Genomic DNA, 21,730 nt, shown 5'->3' with positions numbered 1-21,730 from the left:
AACGTCCTTCCTCCTGGTCGATTCGCGACAGGGGACAACGTTGGCCCCGCATTGCCGGGCATGGTGCGCCCAAACACGGCGATGATTACTGGAAATTGTAGGGTGAGCGCCGCGCCGTCGAACAGCGTCGAGCCTCCTACCCACCCTGGCCCGGCTTTACGGAGCTCGGGTGACCGGTGATCCACATCCTTGTGGTGCGAGCGACGCGCTGGCGGTGGCCTGCATCGTGGCGAGCCTGGCCGAAGCCCTACTTGCCTTCGCCCCCTGCCGAATCCGACGCGTCCTGAGATGCGGGACGCGGGTCATCGAGGGCGGCTCGATGTGACGTCACCTTACCATGGTCGCCGTATTCCGAGACGGCCGAGTCCGAATGTTGGATATCAGTTGCCGATGGGGCACCAGAGGTTGCATACGACGCGTCCTGGAGGGGCTCCTGATCCATCCCGGCACCGCCCCCGCCCAGGGGCTCGCGGCCGGGGAGCCACACGCTATCCGTCTCGCGTGCGCGGCGCGCGCTCAGGGCGAGGAGCACAAGGGCTGCGGCAAGGAAGACGACGATGCTCGTCCACACATTGAGACGCGTCGTGACGCCGAACAGCGTGATCTGCTGGGCGGGATCGATCCGCAGGGCCTCGATCCACACACGACCGAGCGTGTAGTAGGCGGCGTATGTCCAGAACAGCCGCCCCCCGCGCACACGGAACCGACGGTCAAGCCACACGAGCAGCACGACGCCGACAAGGTTCCACACGCATTCGTAGAGGAACGTCGGGTGGAACAGCGTGCCCACCGCGTAGCCGGCTGGAAAGTTCGGGTTCGACGGGTCCACCTCAAGGCCCCACGGCAGCGTCGTCGGACCGCCGAACAGCTCCTGGTTGAAGTAGTTGCCCCACCGGCCGATGCCCTGAGCCAGCAGGAGGCCCGGCGCGGCGGCATCCATGAAGGCCGTGAGCCGCACCCCGGAACGGCGGCACCCGATCAACGCCCCGACGGCACCGAGGACAACGGCACCCCAGATGCCGAGGCCGCCCTCCCAGATCCGCAGGATCGCCCACGGATCGCCGGTGCCGTTGTACCCCGGCCCGAAGTACCGGTCCGGGGAGGAGAACACATGGTAGAGGCGCCCGCCGATGATCCCGGCCGGGATCGCCCAGATCGAGATGTCCCAGATCGAGTCGACTCTGCCGCCCCTCGCCTTCCACCTCCGCGCCGTGAGCCACAGGGCCACGACGATGCCGAGGAGGATGCAGAGCGCGTAGGCGTGGATCCGCAGCGAACCCCACGGGAGTGGGAGATCGAACCCGGACCACGGGGGAGTCGGGATCGCCGCAGGCGCGAAGACTCGCTCAGCGACCGCGAGGGTCACGCAGGGCCCGTCGCTCGGCCGAGGCCCGAGCTGAGCTCGGCGGCAAGGCGGCCGACCGCAGCCGGTCCGCCGTCGCGCAGCGCGCTCACGATCGCGGTGCCGACGATCACGCCGTCCGCATACGCGGCAATCTCTCGGACGTGCTCGGCATTCGAGACGCCGAGCCCCACGCACACCCGCTCGGCGCCGGCCTCGCGGGCCCCCGCGACGACGCGCTGGGCGCTCTGGTCGACCGCCTCGCGCGCACCCGTCACTCCCATGAGCGACACGGCGTACGTGAAGCCACGCGTCGCTGCGACCGTCATGGCCATGCGTTCGGGCGTCGTCGACGGGGCGACGAGGAACACGCGGTCGAGACCGTACTTCTCGGACGCGTCGAACCATTCGGCCGCCTCGTCCGGAATGAGGTCGGGCGTGATGAGGCCCGCTCCGCCTGCTTCGGCCAGGCGGCGCGCGAACTCGTCGACGCCCATCCGCATGACGGGATTCCAATAGGTCATGACGAGCACCGCGGTACCGAGCGCGGCCGTTGCGTCGGTGACGGCCTTGACGACGTCGAACACGCTCGCCACGCGGAATCCGCGGGCCAGTGCTTCCGTCGTCGCTGCCTGGATGACGCTTCCGTCCATCACCGGGTCCGAGTACGGAATGCCGATCTCGATGACATCCGCACCGTTCCGCGCCAGTTCGATGGCGGCGTCGATGCTCTCCTGCACGCTGGGGTAGCCCGCCGGCAGATAGCCCACGAGGGCCGCACGGCCTTCGGCCTTTGCTCGGTCGATCGCCGCCGCGACCTTGCTCACGGCCGCCCGCTCCCCCGTGACCGGCCCGGTCTGCTGCGACGCGCTCATGCGTTCTCCTCCCCCGTGCCGACTGCGCCGGCGGTGTGCGGACTGGCTCCCTTGGGCTGCCTCGTCGAGAGCGTTGTGCCCTTGACCTGGCCGTTCTCGTCGAGCATGCCGAACCAGTCGGCTGCCGTCTGGACGTCCTTGTCGCCCCGGCCAGAGAGGTTCACGATGACGATCCGATCGCTCGGGTCGCCTCCCTCCGCGGCCAAACGCTGCCCCACCTTGATGGCCCCGGCAAGCGCATGGGACGACTCGATCGCGGGAATGATCCCCTCCGTGCGGCACAGGAGGCTGAACGCTTCCATGGCCTCGGCATCCGTGATCGGCTCGTACGCGACGCGGCCGATGTCGTGGAGGTAGGAGTGCTCGGGACCCACACCGGGGTAGTCGAGCCCGGCCGAGATCGAATGCGACTCGATCGTCTGTCCGTCCTCGTCCTGCATGAGATACGAGCGGGCGCCGTGGAGGACGCCGGGGCGGCCGAGCGTGATGGTCGCAGCGTGACGGCCCGTCTCGACGCCGTCGCCGCCGGCCTCGAAGCCGTAGAGTCGCACCGACGGATCGTCGAGGAACCCGTGGAAGATGCCGATCGCGTTGGATCCGCCTCCGATGCACGCACACACAGCGTCGGGCAGCTTGGCGGTCTGCTCGAGGATCTGCGCGCGGGCCTCCTCGCCGATGACCTCGTGGAAGAAGCGGACGAGGGACGGGAACGGATGGGCCCCGGCCGCTGTGCCCAGAAGGTAATGCGTCGTCTCGACGTTCGCGACCCAGTCGCGCAGGGCGTCGTTGATGGCGTCCTTGAGGGTCTGCGAGCCGTTGGTCACGGGGACCACGGTCGCGCCGAGGAGCTGCATGCGGGCGACGTTGAGGGCCTGGCGCCGACAGTCCTCGGCGCCCATGTACACGACGCATTCGAGGCCGAGGAACGCCGCGGCCGTGGCGCTCGCGACGCCGTGCTGGCCGGCACCCGTCTCGGCGATGATGCGGGTCTTGCCCATGCGCTTCGCGAGGAGCGCCTGGCCGAGCACGTTGTTGATCTTGTGCGAGCCCGTGTGGTTGAGGTCCTCGCGCTTGAGGAACACGCGCACCCCTCCCGCGTGGGCCGAGAAGCGCTTCGCCTCGGTCAGGAGCGAGGGCCGGCCCGAGTAGTTCCGGTTGAGCTCCGCGATCTCCGCGAGGAACTCCGGATCCTGCTTGGCCTTCTCGAACGTCTCCTCGAGCTCGTCAAGGGCAGCGATGAGCGACTCTGGCATCCAGCGGCCGCCGTAGGCGCCGTAGTAGGGCCCGGCCGCGTGGCGCAGGCTTCCCCCGAGGAAGGCGTCCGCGGGCCCCCGGGAATCGTTCGTGTCCGCGTTCGGGCCCGAGGCCGCCGCGGATCCTTCTGGCGCGTTCTCGGCCACGAATGTCTCCGTCCTTGGTTGTTGTCTGCCGACTGCCCGAGCCGCGGCGCGGGCCGCCCGGCTCAGTGCGCGTGGTGCCGTTCGGCGATGGCCGCGGCGCCACGCCGCTGGAAGTCTGCGATCCGCTCGCGGGGGGACCCGTGCGTCACGAGCGCCTCGCCGACGAGCACGGCGTTCGCCCCGAGGCCCGCGTACTCCGCCACGTCGTCGGCATCCCGCACACCCGATTCGGCGACGACGATGGGCCCCGCCGGAATGCGGTCGGCGAGCCGGCCGAACACGGCGCGGTCGACGTCGAGCGTCTTGAGGTTGCGTACGTTGACCCCGAGGATCCGCGCCCCCGCGGCGAGGCCGCGGTCGACCTCGTCCTCGGTGTGGGTCTCGACAAGCGCGTTCATGCCGAGATCGTGGGTGAGGTCGAGGAAGTCCTTGAGCTGGAAGTCGTCGAGGGCCGCGACAATGAGCAGGACGAGATCCGCGCCGTGGGCACGTGCCTCGTGGAACTGGTACTCATCGACCATGAAGTCCTTGCGCAGGAGCGGAATCCCAACGGCGGACCGCACGGCATCGAAGTCGGCGAGGCTCCCGTTGAAGCGCCGCCGCTCGGTGAGGACACTGATCACCGAGGCGCCGCCGTCGGCATACTCGCGCGCTAGCTGCGCGGGATCCGCGATATCGGCGAGCTGACCCTTCGAGGGGCTCCGGCGCTTGACCTCCGCGATGACCTTGAGCTCGCTGCGGGGATCGTCGGCGCCGCCCAACGCGGTGAAGGCGTCGAGCGCCGCGGGGCGTTCGGCTGCGGCGTAACGCACTGCGGCGAGCGGAAGGTCCCGCATGCGGTCGGCGAGGTCCTCGCGGACGCCGACGATGATGTCGTCGAGGACCGTCGACATCAGTGGGTGTTCTTGAGCTTGCTGCCGCCCACGCCAAAGCCCGCGCGACGCATCGCCCAGCCGACCACGAGGCCGATGCCGACGATCACGACGCCGGCCCAGAAGATCGGGGAGTTCGCGATGATGAACGCGACGCTCGACACGAGCGAGCCGATCAGCATGATGAAGACGCAGGTCCACGCGGCAGGGCTGTTCCCGTGGCCGAGGTCCTCGCCGTGGACGACTGCCTTGGTGCTGCTCTGGGAACCGCTCGCGTTGCTCATGTCTTCCTTCTCCTCATTCGGGGGTCTAGTGGCCATTCTGCCATCTTCGGAGGGCCGTGGCGGCTTCCGAGGCGTTCCGCGTCGCGGCTTTCGGGGTGTGCGCGGAACGTATGGCGCGCGCCTCAGGCCGTCGGATCCTCGCCGCGGGTCAGGCGGTCCCAGCCGTCGATGTCGTCGACGCGCCCCGCCGGCGCATTCGTCTGATCGCCCGCCCGCTCGCCGTCGGCCGATCCAGCCGTCTGTGCGTTCGGATCTCTGCGCCGACCGGCGTCATACTTCGTCCGGGTGGGCCACCGGCGCGAGGCGAGCAGGGCGAGCAGGCCGCACAGGGCGAGGAGCAGGCCAGCGACAGCTGCCGCGGCCGGGAACCAGGTCAGCGCCGTCGTCGCCGGCGCGCCCGAAGCCCCGGTCGCCGTGGCGATCGAGCTGTCGGCGGCGCCACGGGGATCCGCGATGACGGCAAGGCAGGCTGCCGCGACGCCGAGCCCGGCAAGGACGACGACGACGCTCGCCACCGCGCGCCCGATCCGCCCCGCGACGGCGGCCGCGAGCACGCCGGCGAGGCCGACGAGCGCGAGGGCGGTGACGGCCGTGGCCGCCTTGCTGCCCTGGACGGCCACGTGGGCGGTCCGAACGGCAGCGCCCTGTACGTCGGCATCGATCCAGGTCTGCGTCGTCGTCGCGAACGCCACGATGGCCACGAGGACACTGAGCGCCACGACCGTGGACTTGCGCGCCCACGCCGCGACGCGGCGAGGCTCATGTCCCGCCGTCGTCCCGTCGGGCTTCCGGCCCGGCTCAGCCACGCGCCCTCCCAACCCCCACGCCGGGGAGCGTGCTCGCGGAGCGGAGGGCAGAGGCGGTGTGGACGGCGCGCAGCGGCGCGGCGGCCTTGTTCACGGATTCAAGGGCCTCCGTGGCCGGGTCGGAGTCGGCAACGATGCCGCCGCCCGACTGGACGTACGCGCGGCCCTCCCGCAGGAGCGCCGTGCGGATCGCGATGGCCATGTCCATGTCCCCCGCGAAGTCGAAGTAGCCCACGACCCCTCCGTACACGCCCCGCCGGCGCGGCTCGACTTCGTCGAGCAGCCGGAGCGCACGCGGCTTGGGCGCGCCCGAGAGCGTGCCGGCCGGGAACGTCGCCGCGAGCACGTCGTAGGCGGTCGCATCGGGGCGCAAGTGGCCGTCGACCGTCGAGACGAGGTGCATGATGTGGCTGAACCGTTCGACGGCCATGAACTCGCTCACCTCGACCGTGCCCGGGCGGCAGACCTTCGAGAGGTCGTTGCGCGCGAGGTCGACGAGCATGAGGTGCTCGGCCCGTTCCTTGTCGTCCGCGAGGAGTTCTTCGGCGAGCGCGCGGTCCGCCTCGACCGTGGCACCGCGGGGGCGCGAGCCGGCGATCGGGTGGGTCACGACCTGGTCCCCCGTGACGGTCACAAGCGCCTCGGGCGACGAGCCGACGATCGAGTACTCGCGGCCGTCGGCATCGGCGAGGCTCAGGAGGTACATGTAGGGGCTCGGGTTGAGGGCACGCAGGACGCGGTACACGTCGAGGGGCGCGGCGTCGAAGTCGAGCTCGAAGCGGCGCGAGATGACGACCTGGAAGACCTCGCCGTCCACGATCGCCTCCTTGCCGCGCGCGATCGCGGCGAGGTACCCGGACTCTTCCCAGTTCTCCTGGACCTTGTCCCGGTAATCGACGACCGGGCCCAGGACTGAGACGGCCGCGGGGGCGGGCTGCAGGACGCGCTCGACCATGCGCGTGAGGCGCGTGACAGCGTCATGCCAGGCCTCATCGACACGCTCGTCGCTGTTGTCGAAGTTGATCGCGTTCGCGACGAGCGTCACGGTGCCGTCGACGTTGTCGTGCACCGCGAGATCCGTGACGAGGTTCATCGCGAGCTCGGGGAGCTCGAGGTCGTCCTCGGGCGGGGAGACAAGCTTCTCCCAGCGACGCACGGCCTCCCAGCCGACGAAGCCGACCATGCCGGACGTGAGCGGGGGGAGGCCCGCGAAGCGCTCGGTGCGCAGGGCCGCAATCGTGTCCCGCAAGGCCTCGAGCGGGTTGCCGCCGGTCGGGACGCCGACCGGCGGCTCGCCAGTCCAGTGCGCCTCGCCGTTCTTGCTCGTGAGGGTTGCGCGTGACTCGGCGCCGATGAACGAATAGCGCGACCACGCGCCGCCCACGGCCGCCGACTCGAAGAGGAATGTGCCCGGGTGCCCGTCCGCGAGCTTGCGGTAGAGGCTGATGGGCGTTTCGGCGTCCGCGAGGAGCTTGACGCGCACGGGGACGACCCGACGGTCTGCGGCGAGCGTGCGGAACTCCCCGAGAGAGGGTTCGATGACTCCGAGGTCGAGCATAGCTTGCGTGCGGGCCTTCCGTAGGGGCGGGTGGGCGGGTGGATAGGGCGGTGGGTCGGCTGGGGCGGCGTGTCGGCTAGGCTGCCGCCGGCTCGACCTGTGCGGCGAGGTTGGCGGCGGGCTCAGGCCGAGCCGACGACGGCGGGAATCCCCCGGCCGTCGAAGCAGGTCCTCGTGCCGGTGTGGCAGGCCGCGCCGATCTGGTCGACTTCGACGAGGAGGGCGTCGCCGTCGCAGTCGAGCGAGACGGACTTGACCCACTGAACGTGCCCGGACGTGTCGCCCTTGCGCCAGTACTCTTGCCGAGAGCGGGACCAGAACGTGACGCGCCCGGTCGTCAGCGTGCGGCGGAGCGCCTCGTCATCCATCCACCCCACCATGAGCACTTCGCGCGTGTCGTGCTGCTGGACGACGGCGGCCACGAGACCGGCCGCGTCCCGCTTGAGGCGTTCGGCGACTTCGGCCGGAAGCGTCGGGGCGCCGTCGTCCTGGGCACGGACGGGAGCCTCGCCGACAGCCATTCCGGCGGCGCGTGCGGTGGGGTTCATCTGCTCAGACATCCCCTCAAGTCTAGTGCGCGCGACGTGCGCGCCCGTCCCCGCGCGCGGGCCCCCGCTCGCGTGCTAGTTTCGCTAGTGATGCTCTTCGTTCCGCCATCCCGGGAAGTCCTGGCCGAGACCCTGCTCGCGGCCGGCCCGAACGCGCCCACTTTGTGCGAGGGCTGGACGACGAAGGAGCTCGCCGCGCACCTCTATCTGCGCGAACGCAGCCCCCGGGTCGGGTTCGGGCTCGCCGTGCGCGGGCTCCGTGGCGTGTCCGACGCTGCCACCGTGCGCCTCGCCGGCAAGCACGCGACGACCGAAGGCTATTGCTCGCTCGTCGAGGCCTTCCGGGCCGGCCCGCCCAAGGCATCGCCGCTGCGCATCGGGCGCTTCGACGAGGCGGCCAATCTCACCGAGTTCTTCGTCCACACCGAGGACGTGCGCCGCGCCACCGCGAAGTGGGCGCCCAGAGCGCTTGACACGGCCTACGCGGACGCCCTGTGGGACCACCTCGTGCGGCACGCAGCGATCCTGTACCGGGGCGTGGACCTCGGCATCGTCCTTGTGAGCCCGCACGGCCCGCGGCACGTCGCCAAGCGCGCGCCGGTGTCGGTCGCGATCGTCGGCGAGCCCGGGGAGCTGCTGCTCCACGCGACGGGACGGGGCTCGCACGCCCTCGTGACCTTCGAGGGCCAGCCGGACGCCGTCGCCCTCCTCACGACCGCTGACGTCGGCCCCTGACAATCGCGCCGCCCGCGTCCGCGGACGATCCGCGAGCCGGAAAGGAACGCGCTCATGACCGTGTTCGATGAAATCTGGACCTCCCTCGCGCCGCTCTGGGAAGCGCTCGGTGGCGGCGAGCAAGGTCGCCTAGCCGTCTCGCCCGTGGCGTCCGGCGAGGCCGTCGTGTTCGCCATCCGGACCTCCGACGTCGACCCGTCCCCGGTCCTCCCGGAAGGCGCCGATGTCATCGAGGCGCCCCTTGGGGAGTACGACGTCGTCGAGCTCACCCTCTTCGGCCGCCCCGCGGCGAAGGCCCGCATCGCGTACGGCGACGGAATCGCCGCCGTCGGCCGCTTCGAATTCCAGCAAGGGCAGCTGCCCGAGCAGCTCGCGCCGGGCCTGCTCGCGGCGCTCGCCCAGGAGGCGTTCGCCGAGGGCGCCGAGACCCTCTACACCGTCGCTGAAGGGACAGAACAGCCGCCCTACCTCGGCCCCGGCTGGAGCGAGGCAGGGCGGCTGCGGCGCGTGTGAGGGCCTGAGGCCTTTCGACCGCGCGAAAGGGTCAGCGGACCTCGTGGCCGGCCGCGCGGATCGCCGCCTTGACCTTGGCGATCATGTCGTCCGGACCGAAATGGAACATCGACGCTGCGAGCACCGCGTCCGCGCCGGCCTCGATGGCCGGAGGGAAGTGCTCGGGCGCCCCGGCGCCGCCTGACGCGATGAGCGGTACCCGCACTGCCGCGCGGATGAGCCGGATGAGCCCGAGGTCGAAGCCCTCCTTCGTGCCGTCGGCGTCGATCGAGTTGAGCAGGATCTCCCCCACGCCACGGTCGGCAGCCTCCTTGGCCCACGCGACCGCGTCGATGCCCGTTCCGCGGCGACCGCCGTGCGTGGTGACCTCGAAGCCGGACGAGGTGTGCGTCTCCCCCTGGACGCGGCGCGCGTCGACCGAGAGCACGAGCACCTGCGAGCCGAAGTGGCGCGTGATCTCGTCGATGACCTCGGGACGGGCGATCGCGGCCGTATTGATCGACGCCTTGTCCGCGCCCTCGCGCAGGAGGCGGTCGACGTCGGCCACGCCGCGCACGCCGCCGCCGACCGTGAGCGGAATGAAGACTTCCTCCGCGGTGCGGCGCACGACGTCGAACGTCGTCTCGCGCTCCGACGACGATGCGGTGACGTCGAGGAACGTGAGCTCGTCGGCGCCCGCTCGGTCGTACCGGTGGGCGAGCTCGACGGGATCGCCTGCGTCCCGAAGTCCCTGGAAGTTGACACCCTTGACGACGCGGCCCGCGTCGACGTCGAGGCACGGAATGACACGGACGGCAACGCCCATGGCTCGCTCCCTTCCTAGGCCTGAGCTAGATCCGGCACGCGTGGATGCTGCTCACGAGGATCGCGCGCGCGCCCAGCTCGTACAGCTCGTCCATGACCCGGTTCGTGTCCTTCTTGGGAACCATCGAGCGGACGGCAACCCACTCCGAGTCACGGAGCGGCGAAACTGTCGGCGACTCGAGGCCCGGTGTGAGAGCCGAGGCCTGCTCGACGAGGTCCTTCCGCACGTCGTAGTCCATGAGGACGTACCTGCGGGCCACGAGGACGCCCGTGAGACGGCGGATGAGGACCTCGATTGCCGTGAGGGCGTGGCCGCGGCGGCCGATGAGGACCGCCTCGGACTGCAGGATCGGCTCGCCGAAGACGGCCATGCCGGCCGCCTTGAGCGTGTTGCCGGTCTCGACGACGTCCGCGATCGCGTCGGCGACGCCGAGGCGGACCGAGGACTCGACGGCGCCGTCGAGGCGAACGATGCGAGCCGGCGTGACGCCCTGATCCTTGAGATACGTGCGGAGAAGGCCGTCGTAGCTCGTCGCGACCCTGCGGCCTTCGAGCTCGGACACAGACGTGAACTCGCCCGCGGGACCCGCGAAGCGGAACGTCGAGGCTGCGAAGCCGAGCGGGAGGAGCTCCTCCGCCTCGACTTCGGCGTCGATGAGCAGGTCGCGGCCCGTGATGCCGACGTCGAGCGTGCCCTGGCCGACGTAGACCGCGATGTCGCGGGGACGGAGGAAGAAGAACTCGACGTCGTTCTCGGGATCGAGCATGACGAGTTCGCGCCCTTCACGGCGCTGGCGGTAGCCGGCTTCGGCGAGCATTGAGGAAGCGGCTTCGGACAGGGAGCCCTTGTTGGGGACTGCTACACGGAGCATGGTGGTCTTTCTTTTCGGAAGGGATCGTGCCTGGCTTCTCGCCACGGGGCGCCCAGAAAAGGGGTGCGGGCGCGCGCCGCGGCTAGAGATGCGTGTACACGTCCTTGAGCGTGAGGCCCTTCGCGATCATGAGGACCTGAACGTGGTACAGGAGCTGGGAGATCTCCTCAGCGGCTGCCCCGTCCGACTCATACTCGGCCGCCATCCACACTTCTGCGGCCTCTTCGACGATCTTCTTCCCGATGCCGTGGACCCCCGAGTCCAGCTCGGCGACGGTGCGGGAGCCCTCAGGGCGACTCGTCGCCTTCTCGCTGAGCTCGGCGAACAGCGACTCGAAATCCTTCACGGGTCAAGCCTACTGGAGCGTGCGAGGCCGTCCGCACCGTGGACGGCCCCATGACGCGGCACGTGTGACGAAGCCGCCACGGGCGACGGCGGCCCGGATCAGAGGGATCGCAGGGTCGCCGCGGTGAGCAGCGCCGCCGTCGTCGCCTCGTGCCCCTTGTCCTCGGACGAACCCGGCAGCCCGGCCCGGTCGATGCCCTGCTGCTCCGTGTCGCACGTGAGCACGCCGAAGCCCACAGGCACGCCCGTTCGGATGCTCACGTCGGTGAGCCCCGACGTGGCCGCCTCGCACACGTACTCGAAATGCGGGGTGCCGCCGCGGATCACGACACCGAGCGCGACGACCGCATCGTGCGTGTCCGCGAGCCGCCCCGCGACTACAGGAAGCTCGAAGCTCCCCGGCACGCGCACGACCGTCGGCGACTCGATGCCCGCCTCGCGTGCGGCCCGCAGCGCGCCGTCGAGAAGGCCGTCCATGATCTGCGTATGCCAGCTCGCCGCGACGATCGCGAGGCGCAGCTCGGCGAGCTGGGGGTCGTCGAGTGAAAGGGTGGGGGCGCCGTGTCCGCTCACGTGGGTGATTCCTTCTGCCGTCTGTCGGGCTGGTCAGTCGTTGTCTGGGTTGATGCGAGGAAGCCGCGGGAGGACGGCCTCGACGTCGAGGGTGAGGCGATGGTCCATGCGCTCCTTCTTCGTCTGGAGGTAGCGCAGGTTCTCGGCGCGCGAGGGCACCTCGGTCGGAACCATCTCGACGACGTGCACACCAGCCTGCGCGAGCCGGTTCTGCTTGTCCGGGTTGTTGCTCAGGAGCCGGATGCGCGTGAGCCCCATCTCCGCGAGGATCTGCGCGGCGGCCTCATAGCAGCGTGCGTCGACGGGGAGGCCGAGCTGCTCGTTGGCCTCGACGGTATCGAAACCGGCCTCTTGGAGCGCGTAGGCCTTGATCTTGTTCGCGAGGCCTATGCCGCGGCCCTCCTGCCCGCGCAGGTAGAGGAGCGTTCCGCCCTCTTCGCGGATGACGGCGAGGGCATAGGCGAGCTGCTCGCCGCAATCGCAGCGATACGAGCCGAAGACATCGCCCGTGAGGCACTCCGAGTGAAGTCGCACGAGGGGCGCGACGCCGTCGGCCGGCGGCTCGGGCGAGCTCACCGCGAGGTGCTCGGCCCCGGTCTCCTCGTCGATCCAGGCCTGCGCGACGAAATCGCCGAAGGCCGTCGGAAGCTTGACGATCGGGCCGCCGGCCACCGGGTGAGGGCGCCTCGCACCGTTGGCACTCGCCCTATAAGCGCTGCTCATCTCATTCCTTCCCGGCGTCCGCCCGGGACGCCACGAATTCCACGAGGTCCGCGATCGAGACGAGGGGGCATCCGAACTCGTCGGCGAATCCGCGCAGGGCGGGCAGCCTCATCATCTCCCCGTCGTCGTGGACCAATTCTGCGATCACTCCTACCGGAGCCAAGCCTGCCAGACGGCACAGGTCAACGGCCGCCTCGGTGTGGCCACGCCGGGCCAGCACACCACCGTCAACCGCCCGCAGCGGGAATATATGCCCCGGGCGGGTGAAATCCGCGGCCGTCGAGGATGCGTCCGCGATGGCGGCGACGGTCTTTGAACGGTCCGTCGCGCTGATGCCCGTGGAGATCCCGTGCCGGAGATCGCACGAAACGGTGTACGCGGTCCTCTTCGAGTCCTCGTTGAGCACGACCATGGGTGGAAGCGCCAGCCGGTCGGCGGAGGCACCGTCGAGGGGCACACACACGACGCCGGAGGAGTGGCGGATGGTCCACCCCATGAGGGCTGGGGTCGAGAACTGCGCGGCGAAGATGATGTCGCCTTCGTTCTCACGGTCCTCATCGTCGACGACGACGACGGCGCGGCCGTGGCGGAGCGCATCGACAGCTGCCTGGATGGGCTCGAGTCGGATCGCCTGGGCGTGGGCGCTCATGCCGTCGCCCCCTCTTGCGTCGCATCCGGCACGCCGCCCTGGGCGACCGAATCGAAAGAGAGCAGCCGGGCCGTGTACTTCGCGAGCACATCGACTTCAAGGTTCACTCCGCCCCCGATCGGCTTGCCGCCGAGCCCGGTCTCGGTGAGGGTCGCGGGAATGAGGCCGACCTCGAACCACTGTTCAGCCTCCCCCGCGGGGCTCACCGCCGTCACGGTGAGGGATACGCCGTCGACCGCGATGGAGCCCTTTTCGGCGACATAGGGGGCGAGCGCGGACGGGATCGAGAAGCGCAGACGGTGCCAGTTCTCGAGCGGCTCCCGCTCGAGGAGGGCGCCCACGCCGTCGACGTGGCCCTGCACGACGTGCCCGTCGAGCCGCCCGCCCGCGGGAACGCAGCGCTCGAGGTTCACGCGGTCGCCGGGAAGGAGCGAGCCGATTGTCGTGCGCACGAGCGACTCCCCCATGACGTCGACGGAGAAGGTGTGCCCGTCGTTGCGGATCGCGGTGAGGCAGCATCCGTCGACGGCGATCGAGCCGCCGAGGGGCAGGTCTTCGGCGAGGCTCGGGGCGGTCAGGGTGATGACGGCGCTCTCGCCCGTTGATTCGACGGCCTCGATGGTCCCGCGCTCTGCGATGATTCCGGTGAACATCAGTTGCTTCCTTCTGCTGAGGCAAGGGTGGTGTGCTGGGTGGACTCGGGGCCGGGCCGCAGATGGAGGCGGAGATCGTTGCCGAGTCGTCGAACCGCCCCTCCGCCGGTTTCGTCCCACGCCCAGTGCTGCGCCTCGGCGAGCGTCCGGATGCCCAGGTCGGCGACCGAGCTCTTGCCGGCTCCGAGGACGGTCGGCGCTTCGTAGACGATGAGCTCGTCGACGAGCCCGGCCGCAAGGAACGCCGCGATGACGCGCGAGCCGCCCTCCACCATGACGTGCCGGGCGCCGAGTTCGAACAGCTCGGCGAGCGCCGCGGCCGGGTCTTGGGTCCTGACGTGCTGGAACCGACCGTCGGTCCCCCGGACTGCGGCGTCCGCGGGGACGTCTCGCAGGCCCATGACGACACGGAGCGGCTGATGTGGCAGGAGGCTCCCATCCGTGCCACGCGCCGTGAGCCGTGGGTTGTCGACGGCGACCGTCTGGGAGCCCACGAGGATCGCGTCGATGCGCGAGCGGATCGCATGGTTGTCTGCGAGCGACTCGGGGCATGTGATCCACTGGCTGGTGCCGTCCTTCGCGGCAATCCTCGCGTCGAGCGTCTGCGCGATGTGCACCGTCACGAACGGGCGGCGCGTGCGGACGGCGGTGAGCCAGCGCTCGTTGAGCTTTTCGGCGTCGTCCGCGAGAACGCCCGAGTCGACGTTCACGCCCGCGGCGCGCAGGGTCCGCGCTCCGCCCGACGCCGCGTCGTGCGGATCGTCGATCGCGTACACGACGCGCGCGACGCCCGCCCTGATGAGCGCCTGGGCGCAGGGCCCCGTGCGGCCGGTGTGGTTGCACGGCTCGAGGGTCACGTACATCGTCGCGCCCGAGAGGTCGACGCCGTCGCGCTGCGCCGCTGCGATGGCGTCCGCCTCGGCGTGCGCAGTGCCGGCGCCGCGGTGGAATCCGGTCACGAGGACCGCTCCGTCGGGCGAGACCGCGACGGCCCCGACGAGGGGGTTCGCGCCGCGCACGCCCTGCGCCGCGAGCTCGAGCGCAGTCTGCATGTGGGCTGCGTCCGCGTCCACAGCGCGCAGGGACGAGGTCCCCGGCACGCCGACCGTGCTCATGCGATCACCGCCGTGTTCTCGGCGGAAAGCGGTGCCGACGCGACGGCGGCCGCCCGCCGGGCCTCGCGGCGTTGGGCTCGCCACCACACGAAGAAGCCCGCGAGGGTGAACGCTCCGTAGAAGGCGTACATCGTCGCGCTCGCGTAATACCCGGCGCTGAAGAGAAGCGGGACGCCGACGACGTCGACGGCGACCCAGATGAGCCAGAATTCGGTCCAGCCGCGCGCCATGCCGTAGGTCGCGAGAAGCGATCCCATGAACGTCCACGCGTCCGCCCACACCGGCGGATACGAACCGAGTGAGGAGAAGACCGGGGTCAGGGCCGCGGTGCCCGCGACCATCGCGAGGACGAGGCCAAACCGGGCTCGCCCGCCCGCCCAGCGTGGCGCAACCGCGCCATCGCCCGCCGCGCTGTCATGCCCCGTATGGCTGCGCCCCGTGCCATCCGCACGCCGGGCAGCCGATCGGGAGCGGTGCCATTGGGCCCACCCGTAGGCGGATACGGCGAGGAACATGACCTGCCGGCCCACTTGGCCCCAGAGTGTGGCCGAGCCGACGCCGCCCGCGGGTGCCACGCCGAACGCCGCACCGGCAAAGGCCGTTCCCGCAAAGACCGTCAAAAGGAGGAGATTTCCCGCGATTCCCACGGGCCACGCCCACACCCGGCGGGCCATCCCGCCGAGGGCGCTCGCGAGGCCGAAGGCGTTGCCGAGCACCTCGCGAAGAAGAAGGGCAGACCCCGCCACGGGGATCTGCGCTGTCAAGAGCCACTGCATGAAGTCCATCGCAACCTTCCTTTCCGGACCGCAGCGGCTCCGGGGTTGCGACAGAAGCGGGACGCCGATACGGCGCACCGCAGACTGTACGTGCTTCTCCCATCCAGACTTTGACTGTCGGTACCGGAGTTCCACCGGTTCAACCTTTGGCCTTCTCGCAACGAGAGGGCCGCCGGGTCGCGGACTATCACCGCCGGTTCGGACTTTCACCGACCCCGGAGCACGTTAGTTTGCTGACGGCCGCCGATCGCTGCTGACGCATCAATCAAACGGCCACTGACATTGTGGCACATCCCGTGTCGGCGCCGTGACGTGGCGTCACAAATCGCCGCCGCTCCCCGGCCTGGCTGCCCGGGCGCCGAGGCTCAGCGGACAGGGCCTCCCGCGCGAAGCGCCGCCTCGGCTGACGCGCGAAGCGCCGCGATCGCTGCAGCCGGGTCTTCGGCCCCGTAGACGGCGGAGCCCGCGACGAAGACGTCGGCTCCCGCTTCGGCGGCACGCTCGATCGTCGACGCGGAGATCCCGCCGTCGACCTGGATGGCGACCTTCGCTCCGCTTCCGTCCACTGCCGCGCGGGCGCGACGGATCTTGGGGAGGGTCACATCGAGGAATGCCTGCCCGCCGAAACCTGGCTCGACCGTCATGATGAGCAGCATGTCGATCTCACCCAGCAAGTCGAGGTAGGGCTCGACGGCGGTCGCGGGACGCAATGCCATGCCTGCCTTCGACCCACGCGCGCGCAGCTCGCGCGCGAGCTTGATCGGCGCCATGGCCGCCTCGGCGTGGAACGTCACGGACGCAAGGCCCAGATCCGCATAGAGCGGCGCCCACCGGTCCGCGTCGGCGATCATGAGGTGCGCGTCGAGCGGGATGGGACTCACGGCCTGGATCCGCTCGACCACGGGAAGGCCGAGCGTGAGATTCGGGACGAAATGGTTGTCCATGACGTCAACGTGGACCGCGTCGGCGGAACCGATGCGGGCAAGCTCGGCCTCGAGGTTGACGAAGTCGGCGGACAGGATGCTCGGGTGGATGCAGCAGCGGCTCACTCAGGACTCCTCATGGGATAGCTTGCGAAACAGCGCGAGAAACATGGCGTCGGTCCCGTGGCGGTGCGGCCACAGCTGGGCCGTCGCGCCTCGCCCGCCGCTCAGGGGGTGCCCAGCGCCGAGAGGCTCGAGCGCCACGGCGTCGAGGGCGGCCCCCGCGTCGAGGGGTTCGATGTCGCGGTGGCGGCGGAGCGCATCCTCGACGATGGCGATAGTCTCCGCGGGATGCGGCGAGCACGTCACGTAGCCGATGACGCCGCCCGGCGCCGCCGCCTCAATGGCCGAATCGAGCAGCTCGCGCTGGAGGGGCGCGAGCTCGGCGAGGTCGCGCGGCGTGCGCCGCCACCGCGACTCCGGGCGTCGGCGAAGCGCGCCCAGCCCGCTGCACGGGACGTCGGCGATGACGAGGCTGAACTCGCCGCGCTGTTCGCTGCCGAGCGTCCGGCCGTCGCCGGTGCGCACAGACCAGGCCTCATGGGGCACCGGGCGCAAGGCCTGGCGCACGAGCTCGGCCCGATGCTCCGCGGGCTCGTTCGCGAGAAGCGTCGCGCCCCGTTCCGCCGCCAGGGCGCCGAGGAGCGCGGCCTTGCCGCCCGGGCCGGCGCAGAGGTCGAGCCACCGAGCGCCGTCGCCTGTGCCGGCGGCGGTCGATGCCGCGGCAACGGCCCGCGCCACGAGCTGCGAGCCGACATCCTGAACGCGAAGGGTCCCTCCCCGCACGGCGGCCCAGCGGCCGAGGTCGCCGCCCGAGGAAAGGGCCGAGCCTTCGACGAGCTCTCCGGGCGTCGCTCCGGCCTCGAGAGCTTCGTCGAGGCTTCCGAGGCCGGGAAGCGCAACCAGGTTCACGACCGGGGCGGCGTTGTCCGCTTCGAGAAGCTCGTCGATCTCGTCGACGGGCCGACCGTGCGCGACGAGCGACTGGCGGAGCGCTCGGACGATCCACGCGGGGTGCGAATGCCGTATGGCCGCGGCCTCGATCTCGTCGGGGGCTTCCGCGGCGAGCTCGTCCAGCCACGAGTCGAGCCCCCGCTCGCTGACACGGCGCAGGACGGCGTTGACGAGCGAGCCCGGCCCGGCCCCGACCACGGCCCTCGTGAGGGCGACCGTCTGGTCGAGCGCGGCGTGAGGCGGGACACGCATCGAGAGGAGCTGGTGTGCGCCGAGGCGGAGGACGTCGAGAACGGCCGGGTCGAGCCGATCGAGGGGGCGGTCGACGCAACGGGACAGGACGGCGTCGTACGTCCCCTGCCCCCGCAGCGCGCCGTAGGCGAGTTCGGTCGCGAACCCGGCGTCCCTGCGGTCTAGGCGGTGGTGCCGGATGCGCGCGGGAAGGACGAGGTTCGCGTACGCGTCATCCCGGGAGACGGCACGCAGGACTTCGAAGGCGACGAGACGCGCGGGGTCCGCGTTCCTCGAGCGCTCGCTCGGCGCCTGCTGGCTGAAGCGGCGAGGGCCGGCGCCGCCGCGATTCCGCTCGCGCCCGCGTTCGTTGCGCCGTTCGTCCCTCACTCGAACCTCATCCCCTCTCGCGTCCCGGCGCCCCGGGCCCAGTCCGCGGCTCCCATGATCTTCTTGCCGGCGGGCTGGACACGGACCAGTTCGAGCGCGTGAGTCGCCGTGCCGACGAGCAGCGAGCTTCCGTTCCACATGACGCGCCCAGACTCAAGGCCGGTGACGTCGGGTCGGAGTGTGGGCGGCTCCAGCTTGAACCGCTGCCCGTCGAGGAGCGTCCACGCCCCCGGCTCGGGCGTCACGCCGCGCGCCCTGCGCTGAATCGCGAGAGCTGGCTGCGACCAGTCGATCCGGCCGTCGTCGAGAGTCAGCTTGGGAGCGTAGCTCGGCTCACCCACTTGGGGATGTGCGATCAGGGAGCCGGCGTCGATCCCTTCCATCGTGCGGACGAGGAGCCCGGCTCCGCTCTCGGCGAGTTCTGCAAGCAGCTCCCCAGCCGTCGCGTCGGCCGACGGCGTCATCGCCATCGTCCCGTACACGGGGCCCGTATCGAGCCCCTCCTCGAGCAGGAAGGTCGAGGCGCCCATGACGTCGTCTCCGTGGATCACGGCGTGCTGGACGGGAGCGGCGCCTCGCCACGCGGGAAGCAGGGAGAAATGGAGGTTGATCCACCCGTGGGCAGGAACCGCGAGCGCGGCCGGCGGAACGAGCCCCCCGAACGCGACGATGGCCGCGATGTCCGGGGCGAGGGCCGCAAGCTGTTCAGTCACCTCGGGCGTGATCCGGCTCGCCTTGACGATGGGCAGGCCGAGTTGCTCGGCGCGCGAGGCGACGGGCGACGGCGTGAGGACCCGCTTGCGTCCGATCGGCGCGTCGGGGCGGGTCAGCACGCCGACGAGATCGAGCCCGGGCTCATTGGCGATCCGGTCGAGCGAGGGAACCGCGACCGCAGGGGTTCCCGCAAAAAGGACCCTCATGCGGATGCCCCCGCCTCGCCGAACGACCCGCCTCCGGCGAAGGAGGCTCCCTTGCCGAAGGCCGAGCCCACGTGGCCCGCGCGCTTCGTGACGGTCTGGCCGGCCACCGAGCCGTAGTCGATCGCGCGGATTGCGCGCTGCGCCGCCTTGCGGTCATCGCCTTCGAGGCGGTCGACGAAGAGGATGCCATCGAGGTGGTCGGTCTCGTGTTGGAAGGCGCGGGCGAGCATCCCGTCCGCGTCGATCTCGAGGGGGTTTCCGTGCGCGTCGAAGCCCGTCGCCGTCGCCTTCTGCCTGCGATGCACGGGGAATGCGACGCCGGGGATGCTGAGGCACCCTTCGACGACGTCGTCCTGATAGTCCTCCGACAGGGACAGGACGGGGTTGACGATGTGCCCGCGCGTGCCGTCGATCTGGTATGTGAAGACCCTCTTGCTGACGCCGACCTGGGGTGCGGCGAGTCCCGCGCCGTCGACGTCGTCCATCGTCTCGAGCATGTCCTCGACAAGGCGTTCGAGCTCGGGCCCGAATTCGGTCACGGGGTCCGCTGGCGTGCGCAGCACGGGGTCGCCGATGATCCGGATGGGCAGGATGGCCATGGCTGAGGGAGCCTTTCGATGCGTGGTGAGGGCTGGGGCGATTGAGGGCGGGTGGGCAGGGCTAAGTCTAGTCAGCGGGCTGGCTCGGGGTCCCCGGCGGCGGAGGAAGCGGAAGCAGGGTGCGGCCAGCCGCGGCCGCCTCGACCCGCGCCGCCCAGACGCGACGGAGGCGGCAGAACGTAGCCCAATGGAACTTCCTCACGTCCGGGTTGACCCGCACGGCTGCGTACTCGGTCTCGCCGATCGCGACGGCAATCAGCAGCGGGTCCTCACCGTATTGCCAGGCCTCCCACTCCCCCGCCGATGCGTCGACCAGGGACTCCTCGGCCTTCATACCGGCCACAAGCTGCATTGCGACCTTGTCGTCCGGAGGTTTGACACGCCCATCACGCGTGGTCCCCTTCGTCTTGTAGTCGACGAGGCAGACCCGGCCGTTGATCCGCGCGACGAGGTCGAGCGTCCCCGCATAGCCGACCGATGTGTTCCACACGGTCTGCTCGGGCGCTATCGGTTCGACCCCGAAGCTCTCCCACCAGCTCTCGACGCTCGCCCCGAACCCTTCCTCGCCGTTGCGGCTCAGCTCCTCCCTCGCTTCGTCGAGCCGATTGGCGCGCCCGAGGGCCTGGAGGGCGAGCTGTTCCGCGAAACCGTGGACGCGGTCGCCGCGCTGGGCGGCCGAGCGCGCGTACTCGTGGGACGCATCGACCGCGGTGCGGACGAGCTGGCGGATCCTCGCGGGGCTGTCGAGAGCCTCACGCAGCTCAGGATGGTCGGCGATGTGCCGGGCCGCCATGTAGCTGCGCCACCCGTCGAGATCCAGCGGCTGCTGGGCGATCACGGTGGTGATGGACGGGACGGTCGGCTCATCGGAGAGCGACCGGCGGTACATCCTTCCGAAGCCGTCGGGGGATTCTGCGGCGAGGCCGGGGACTGTCATGACGTCACCCTTTCACACGGGTCCGACAAGCCAAGCCCGGCCCGTGACGAGCACGGTCTGGGCGCATCCCGCCGGGAACAAGGAAAACCCCCGGACGGCATCCGGGGGTTTCGATGTGGGCGATACTGGGTTCGAACCAGTGACCTCTTCGGTGTGAACGAAGCGCGCTACCACTGCGCCAATCGCCCAGCGATCCGGCAGATTTCCTCTGCACTGTTCTGCGCTGATCTGATGCACCCTTCGTCGAGCGCTCTACGACTCTAGCCCACCCGCGGCGCGGTTCCAAATCATCCCCGGGATCTGCGCTCAGAATTGCACGCTTGTGGTTTGCCGCCCCACGACCGCCGCTTCCCCGCGGCGCGATTTGTGCATTGCCCATCGGTCCTATAGAGTCTTTACTCGTTGAAGCGCGGCCAAGAAGCCCGAACGGCGACCCGAGAACGGAATCGCCAGAACGGAAGAAGCCGAGCAGACACCCTGCGGACGTAGCTCAGTTGGTAGAGCACCACCTTGCCAAGGTGGATGTCGCGAGTTCGAATCTCGTCGTCCGCTCGCAGGACACTGTCGGAAGCACCCTCGTGGGTGCCAACACGGTGGGGTGGCCGAGAGGCGAGGCAGCGGCCTGCAAAGCCGTATACGCGGGTTCGAATCCCGTCCCCACCTCGGTGCACATCCTGAATCCCGGTTGATCCGGGGCTCCGGGCGATTGGCGCAGCGGTAGCGCGCTTCCCTGACACGGAAGAGGTCACTGGTTCGATCCCAGTATCGCCCACGGAGAGGCTCACCCCTCCCCTGCGGACGTAGCTCAGTTGGTAGAGCACCACCTTGCCAAGGTGGATGTCGCGAGTTCGAATCTCGTCGTCCGCTCTCTTCTTGTTAAAGGGACTTCCCAATGAAGAGACCCCACTGGGGGCACAACTGAACATGGGCGATTGGCGCAGCGGTAGCGCGCTTCCCTGACACGGAAGAGGTCACTGGTTCGATCCCAGTATCGCCCACTCGCGAGGCGCCCTTCGGGGCGCCTTTTGTGTACGCCCCAGTTCCTGTGAGGGCCGGCTCGCCAAAAGACCCGGCTCGGCGAAAAGCCGCCTCAAGCCGCCACCCGGTCGTTAACCCATTGTTCACCTTGGAACTCTGCGGATGTCGCGTCATACCTGCGCCCGCCCCATCTCTCTTCCCCCGGTAGCCGCGTGCGGGCCGCCCCCAGCCCTATTCCTTGAGACATGCCCCCAAACTCCAGAGAGGGGGTTGGATTGGGCTCGACACGTGGCTA

General features: G+C 70.1%; 24 protein-coding genes, 6 tRNA genes and 1 riboswitch. Of the genes, 7 read left to right on the top strand and 23 right to left on the bottom strand.

The genetic code is table 11. From position 1 onward, the window contains the following. Nucleotides 1-247: 247 nt before the first annotated feature. The 8 genes from lgt to hisI all read right to left on the bottom strand — a co-directional run bounded on the left by lgt (nucleotide 248) and on the right by hisI (nucleotide 7,697). Complete coding sequence (lgt, locus tag RBS12_RS01240; RefSeq protein ID WP_307964225.1) at nucleotides 248-1,366, bottom strand: prolipoprotein diacylglyceryl transferase; 1,119 nt, start codon at nucleotides 1,364-1,366, stop codon at nucleotides 248-250. Further along, a complete protein-coding gene (trpA, locus tag RBS12_RS01235; RefSeq protein ID WP_307964224.1) occupies nucleotides 1,363-2,217 on the bottom strand; it encodes a tryptophan synthase subunit alpha in 855 nt (284 codons plus the stop codon). Before trpA ends, lgt begins: the two co-directional genes overlap by 4 nt. Continuing rightward, a complete protein-coding gene (gene trpB, locus RBS12_RS01230) occupies nucleotides 2,214-3,518 on the bottom strand; it encodes a tryptophan synthase subunit beta (protein WP_307964506.1) in 1,305 nt (434 codons plus the stop codon). The genes trpA and trpB overlap by 4 nt, the downstream gene beginning before the upstream one ends. A gap of 161 nt (nucleotides 3,519-3,679) precedes the next feature. Then, nucleotides 3,680-4,510, bottom strand: coding sequence for an indole-3-glycerol phosphate synthase TrpC (trpC, locus tag RBS12_RS01225; RefSeq protein ID WP_307964223.1), 831 nt, complete (start codon nucleotides 4,508-4,510; stop codon nucleotides 3,680-3,682). Further along, nucleotides 4,510-4,773: an HGxxPAAW family protein gene (locus RBS12_RS01220; RefSeq protein WP_307964222.1), complete on the bottom strand. Its 264-nt coding sequence runs from the start codon at nucleotides 4,771-4,773 to the stop codon at nucleotides 4,510-4,512. Before RBS12_RS01220 ends, trpC begins: the two co-directional genes overlap by 1 nt. A 122-nt stretch (nucleotides 4,774-4,895) precedes the next feature. Continuing rightward, a complete protein-coding gene (locus RBS12_RS01215) occupies nucleotides 4,896-5,579 on the bottom strand; it encodes a Trp biosynthesis-associated membrane protein (protein ID WP_307964221.1) in 684 nt (227 codons plus the stop codon). Next, a complete protein-coding gene (locus tag RBS12_RS01210; RefSeq protein WP_307964220.1) occupies nucleotides 5,572-7,137 on the bottom strand; it encodes an anthranilate synthase component I in 1,566 nt (521 codons plus the stop codon). Before RBS12_RS01210 ends, RBS12_RS01215 begins: the two co-directional genes overlap by 8 nt. 122 nt (nucleotides 7,138-7,259) lie before the next feature. After that, nucleotides 7,260-7,697: a phosphoribosyl-AMP cyclohydrolase gene (hisI, locus tag RBS12_RS01205; RefSeq protein WP_373886449.1), complete on the bottom strand. Its 438-nt coding sequence runs from the start codon at nucleotides 7,695-7,697 to the stop codon at nucleotides 7,260-7,262. 78 nt (nucleotides 7,698-7,775) lie between these two features. Here hisI and RBS12_RS01200 point away from each other — a divergent pair, with 78 nt between their 5' ends. Then, nucleotides 7,776-8,420 carry a TIGR03085 family metal-binding protein gene (locus RBS12_RS01200; protein WP_307964219.1) on the top strand — a complete coding sequence of 215 codons (645 nt, stop codon included), beginning with the start codon at nucleotides 7,776-7,778 and terminating at the stop codon, nucleotides 8,418-8,420. Nucleotides 8,421-8,474: 54 nt separating this feature from the next. Continuing rightward, entirely contained in the window at nucleotides 8,475-8,933 is a 459-nt protein-coding gene (locus tag RBS12_RS01195; protein WP_307964218.1) for a hypothetical protein, read from the top strand. 31 nt (nucleotides 8,934-8,964) lie between these two features. Here RBS12_RS01195 and hisF read toward each other — a convergent pair whose 3' ends face one another. The 15 genes from hisF to RBS12_RS01120 all read right to left on the bottom strand — a co-directional run bounded on the left by hisF (nucleotide 8,965) and on the right by RBS12_RS01120 (nucleotide 20,645). Continuing rightward, entirely contained in the window at nucleotides 8,965-9,738 is a 774-nt protein-coding gene (hisF, locus tag RBS12_RS01190; RefSeq protein WP_307964217.1) for an imidazole glycerol phosphate synthase subunit HisF, read from the bottom strand. A gap of 25 nt (nucleotides 9,739-9,763) precedes the next feature. Beyond that, on the bottom strand, nucleotides 9,764-10,609 hold the full coding sequence (gene hisG, locus RBS12_RS01185) for an ATP phosphoribosyltransferase (RefSeq protein WP_307964216.1): 846 nt from the start codon (nucleotides 10,607-10,609) through the stop codon (nucleotides 9,764-9,766). An 82-nt stretch (nucleotides 10,610-10,691) separates the two neighbouring features. Continuing rightward, nucleotides 10,692-10,955 (bottom strand): phosphoribosyl-ATP diphosphatase, encoded by a 264-nt coding sequence (locus RBS12_RS01180; protein WP_307964215.1) that lies wholly within the window; start codon nucleotides 10,953-10,955, stop codon nucleotides 10,692-10,694. Nucleotides 10,956-11,053: 98 nt separating this feature from the next. Beyond that, on the bottom strand, nucleotides 11,054-11,527 hold the full coding sequence (gene ribH / locus RBS12_RS01175; RefSeq protein WP_307964214.1) for a 6,7-dimethyl-8-ribityllumazine synthase: 474 nt from the start codon (nucleotides 11,525-11,527) through the stop codon (nucleotides 11,054-11,056). A gap of 33 nt (nucleotides 11,528-11,560) precedes the next feature. Continuing rightward, entirely contained in the window at nucleotides 11,561-12,250 is a 690-nt protein-coding gene (ribA, locus tag RBS12_RS01170; RefSeq protein WP_307964213.1) for a GTP cyclohydrolase II, read from the bottom strand. A gap of 1 nt (nucleotide 12,251) precedes the next feature. Next, the gene (ribB, locus tag RBS12_RS01165; RefSeq protein WP_307964212.1) at nucleotides 12,252-12,899 is read right to left on the bottom strand and encodes a 3,4-dihydroxy-2-butanone-4-phosphate synthase; all 648 of its coding nucleotides are present in this window, start codon (nucleotides 12,897-12,899) and stop codon (nucleotides 12,252-12,254) included. Continuing rightward, on the bottom strand, nucleotides 12,896-13,552 hold the full coding sequence (locus RBS12_RS01160) for a riboflavin synthase (protein ID WP_307964211.1): 657 nt from the start codon (nucleotides 13,550-13,552) through the stop codon (nucleotides 12,896-12,898). The genes ribB and RBS12_RS01160 overlap by 4 nt, the downstream gene beginning before the upstream one ends. Then, entirely contained in the window at nucleotides 13,552-14,667 is a 1,116-nt protein-coding gene (gene ribD / locus RBS12_RS01155; protein WP_373886448.1) for a bifunctional diaminohydroxyphosphoribosylaminopyrimidine deaminase/5-amino-6-(5-phosphoribosylamino)uracil reductase RibD, read from the bottom strand. The genes RBS12_RS01160 and ribD overlap by 1 nt, the downstream gene beginning before the upstream one ends. Continuing rightward, complete coding sequence (locus RBS12_RS01150; RefSeq protein ID WP_307964210.1) at nucleotides 14,664-15,452, bottom strand: nicotinamide mononucleotide transporter family protein; 789 nt, start codon at nucleotides 15,450-15,452, stop codon at nucleotides 14,664-14,666. The genes ribD and RBS12_RS01150 overlap by 4 nt, the downstream gene beginning before the upstream one ends. A 77-nt stretch (nucleotides 15,453-15,529) precedes the next feature. Continuing rightward, nucleotides 15,530-15,671: riboswitch (FMN riboswitch) on the bottom strand. Between the two features lie 137 nt (nucleotides 15,672-15,808). After that, nucleotides 15,809-16,492, bottom strand: a complete 684-nt coding sequence (rpe, locus tag RBS12_RS01145) for a ribulose-phosphate 3-epimerase (protein WP_307964209.1) — start codon at nucleotides 16,490-16,492, stop codon at nucleotides 15,809-15,811. After that, nucleotides 16,493-18,043: an RsmB/NOP family class I SAM-dependent RNA methyltransferase gene (locus tag RBS12_RS01140; RefSeq protein ID WP_373886462.1), complete on the bottom strand. Its 1,551-nt coding sequence runs from the start codon at nucleotides 18,041-18,043 to the stop codon at nucleotides 16,493-16,495. Further along, on the bottom strand, nucleotides 17,998-18,921 hold the full coding sequence (locus RBS12_RS01135) for a methionyl-tRNA formyltransferase (RefSeq protein WP_307964207.1): 924 nt from the start codon (nucleotides 18,919-18,921) through the stop codon (nucleotides 17,998-18,000). The genes RBS12_RS01140 and RBS12_RS01135 overlap by 46 nt, the downstream gene beginning before the upstream one ends. After that, entirely contained in the window at nucleotides 18,918-19,520 is a 603-nt protein-coding gene (def, locus tag RBS12_RS01130) for a peptide deformylase (RefSeq protein WP_307964206.1), read from the bottom strand. Before def ends, RBS12_RS01135 begins: the two co-directional genes overlap by 4 nt. Before the next feature lie 67 nt (nucleotides 19,521-19,587). Next, nucleotides 19,588-20,457 carry a cytochrome gene (locus RBS12_RS01125; protein ID WP_307964205.1) on the bottom strand — a complete coding sequence of 290 codons (870 nt, stop codon included), beginning with the start codon at nucleotides 20,455-20,457 and terminating at the stop codon, nucleotides 19,588-19,590. A gap of 116 nt (nucleotides 20,458-20,573) precedes the next feature. Beyond that, a tRNA-Val gene (locus RBS12_RS01120) sits at nucleotides 20,574-20,645 on the bottom strand. 291 nt (nucleotides 20,646-20,936) lie between these two features. On the opposite strand from RBS12_RS01120, the gene RBS12_RS01115 reads away from it, so the two are divergent. From RBS12_RS01115 to RBS12_RS01095, 5 genes are all read left to right on the top strand, one after another. Then, nucleotides 20,937-21,009: transfer RNA gene (locus RBS12_RS01115), tRNA-Gly, on the top strand. Between the two features lie 40 nt (nucleotides 21,010-21,049). Further along, nucleotides 21,050-21,120, top strand: a tRNA-Cys gene (locus RBS12_RS01110). Between the two features lie 37 nt (nucleotides 21,121-21,157). Next, a tRNA-Val gene (locus tag RBS12_RS01105) sits at nucleotides 21,158-21,229 on the top strand. Nucleotides 21,230-21,251: 22 nt separating this feature from the next. After that, nucleotides 21,252-21,324, top strand: a tRNA-Gly gene (locus RBS12_RS01100). Nucleotides 21,325-21,383: 59 nt separating this feature from the next. Beyond that, nucleotides 21,384-21,455 (top strand) — tRNA-Val (locus tag RBS12_RS01095). Nucleotides 21,456-21,730 lie beyond the last annotated feature (275 nt).

The sequence above is a fragment of the Sinomonas sp. ASV322 genome (genome assembly GCF_030908245.1).
Classification (GTDB): domain Bacteria; phylum Actinomycetota; class Actinomycetes; order Actinomycetales; family Micrococcaceae; genus Sinomonas.
The sequence above is the reverse complement of the archived record's forward strand: the minus strand, read 5'-3'. Positions and strand labels throughout refer to the sequence as shown.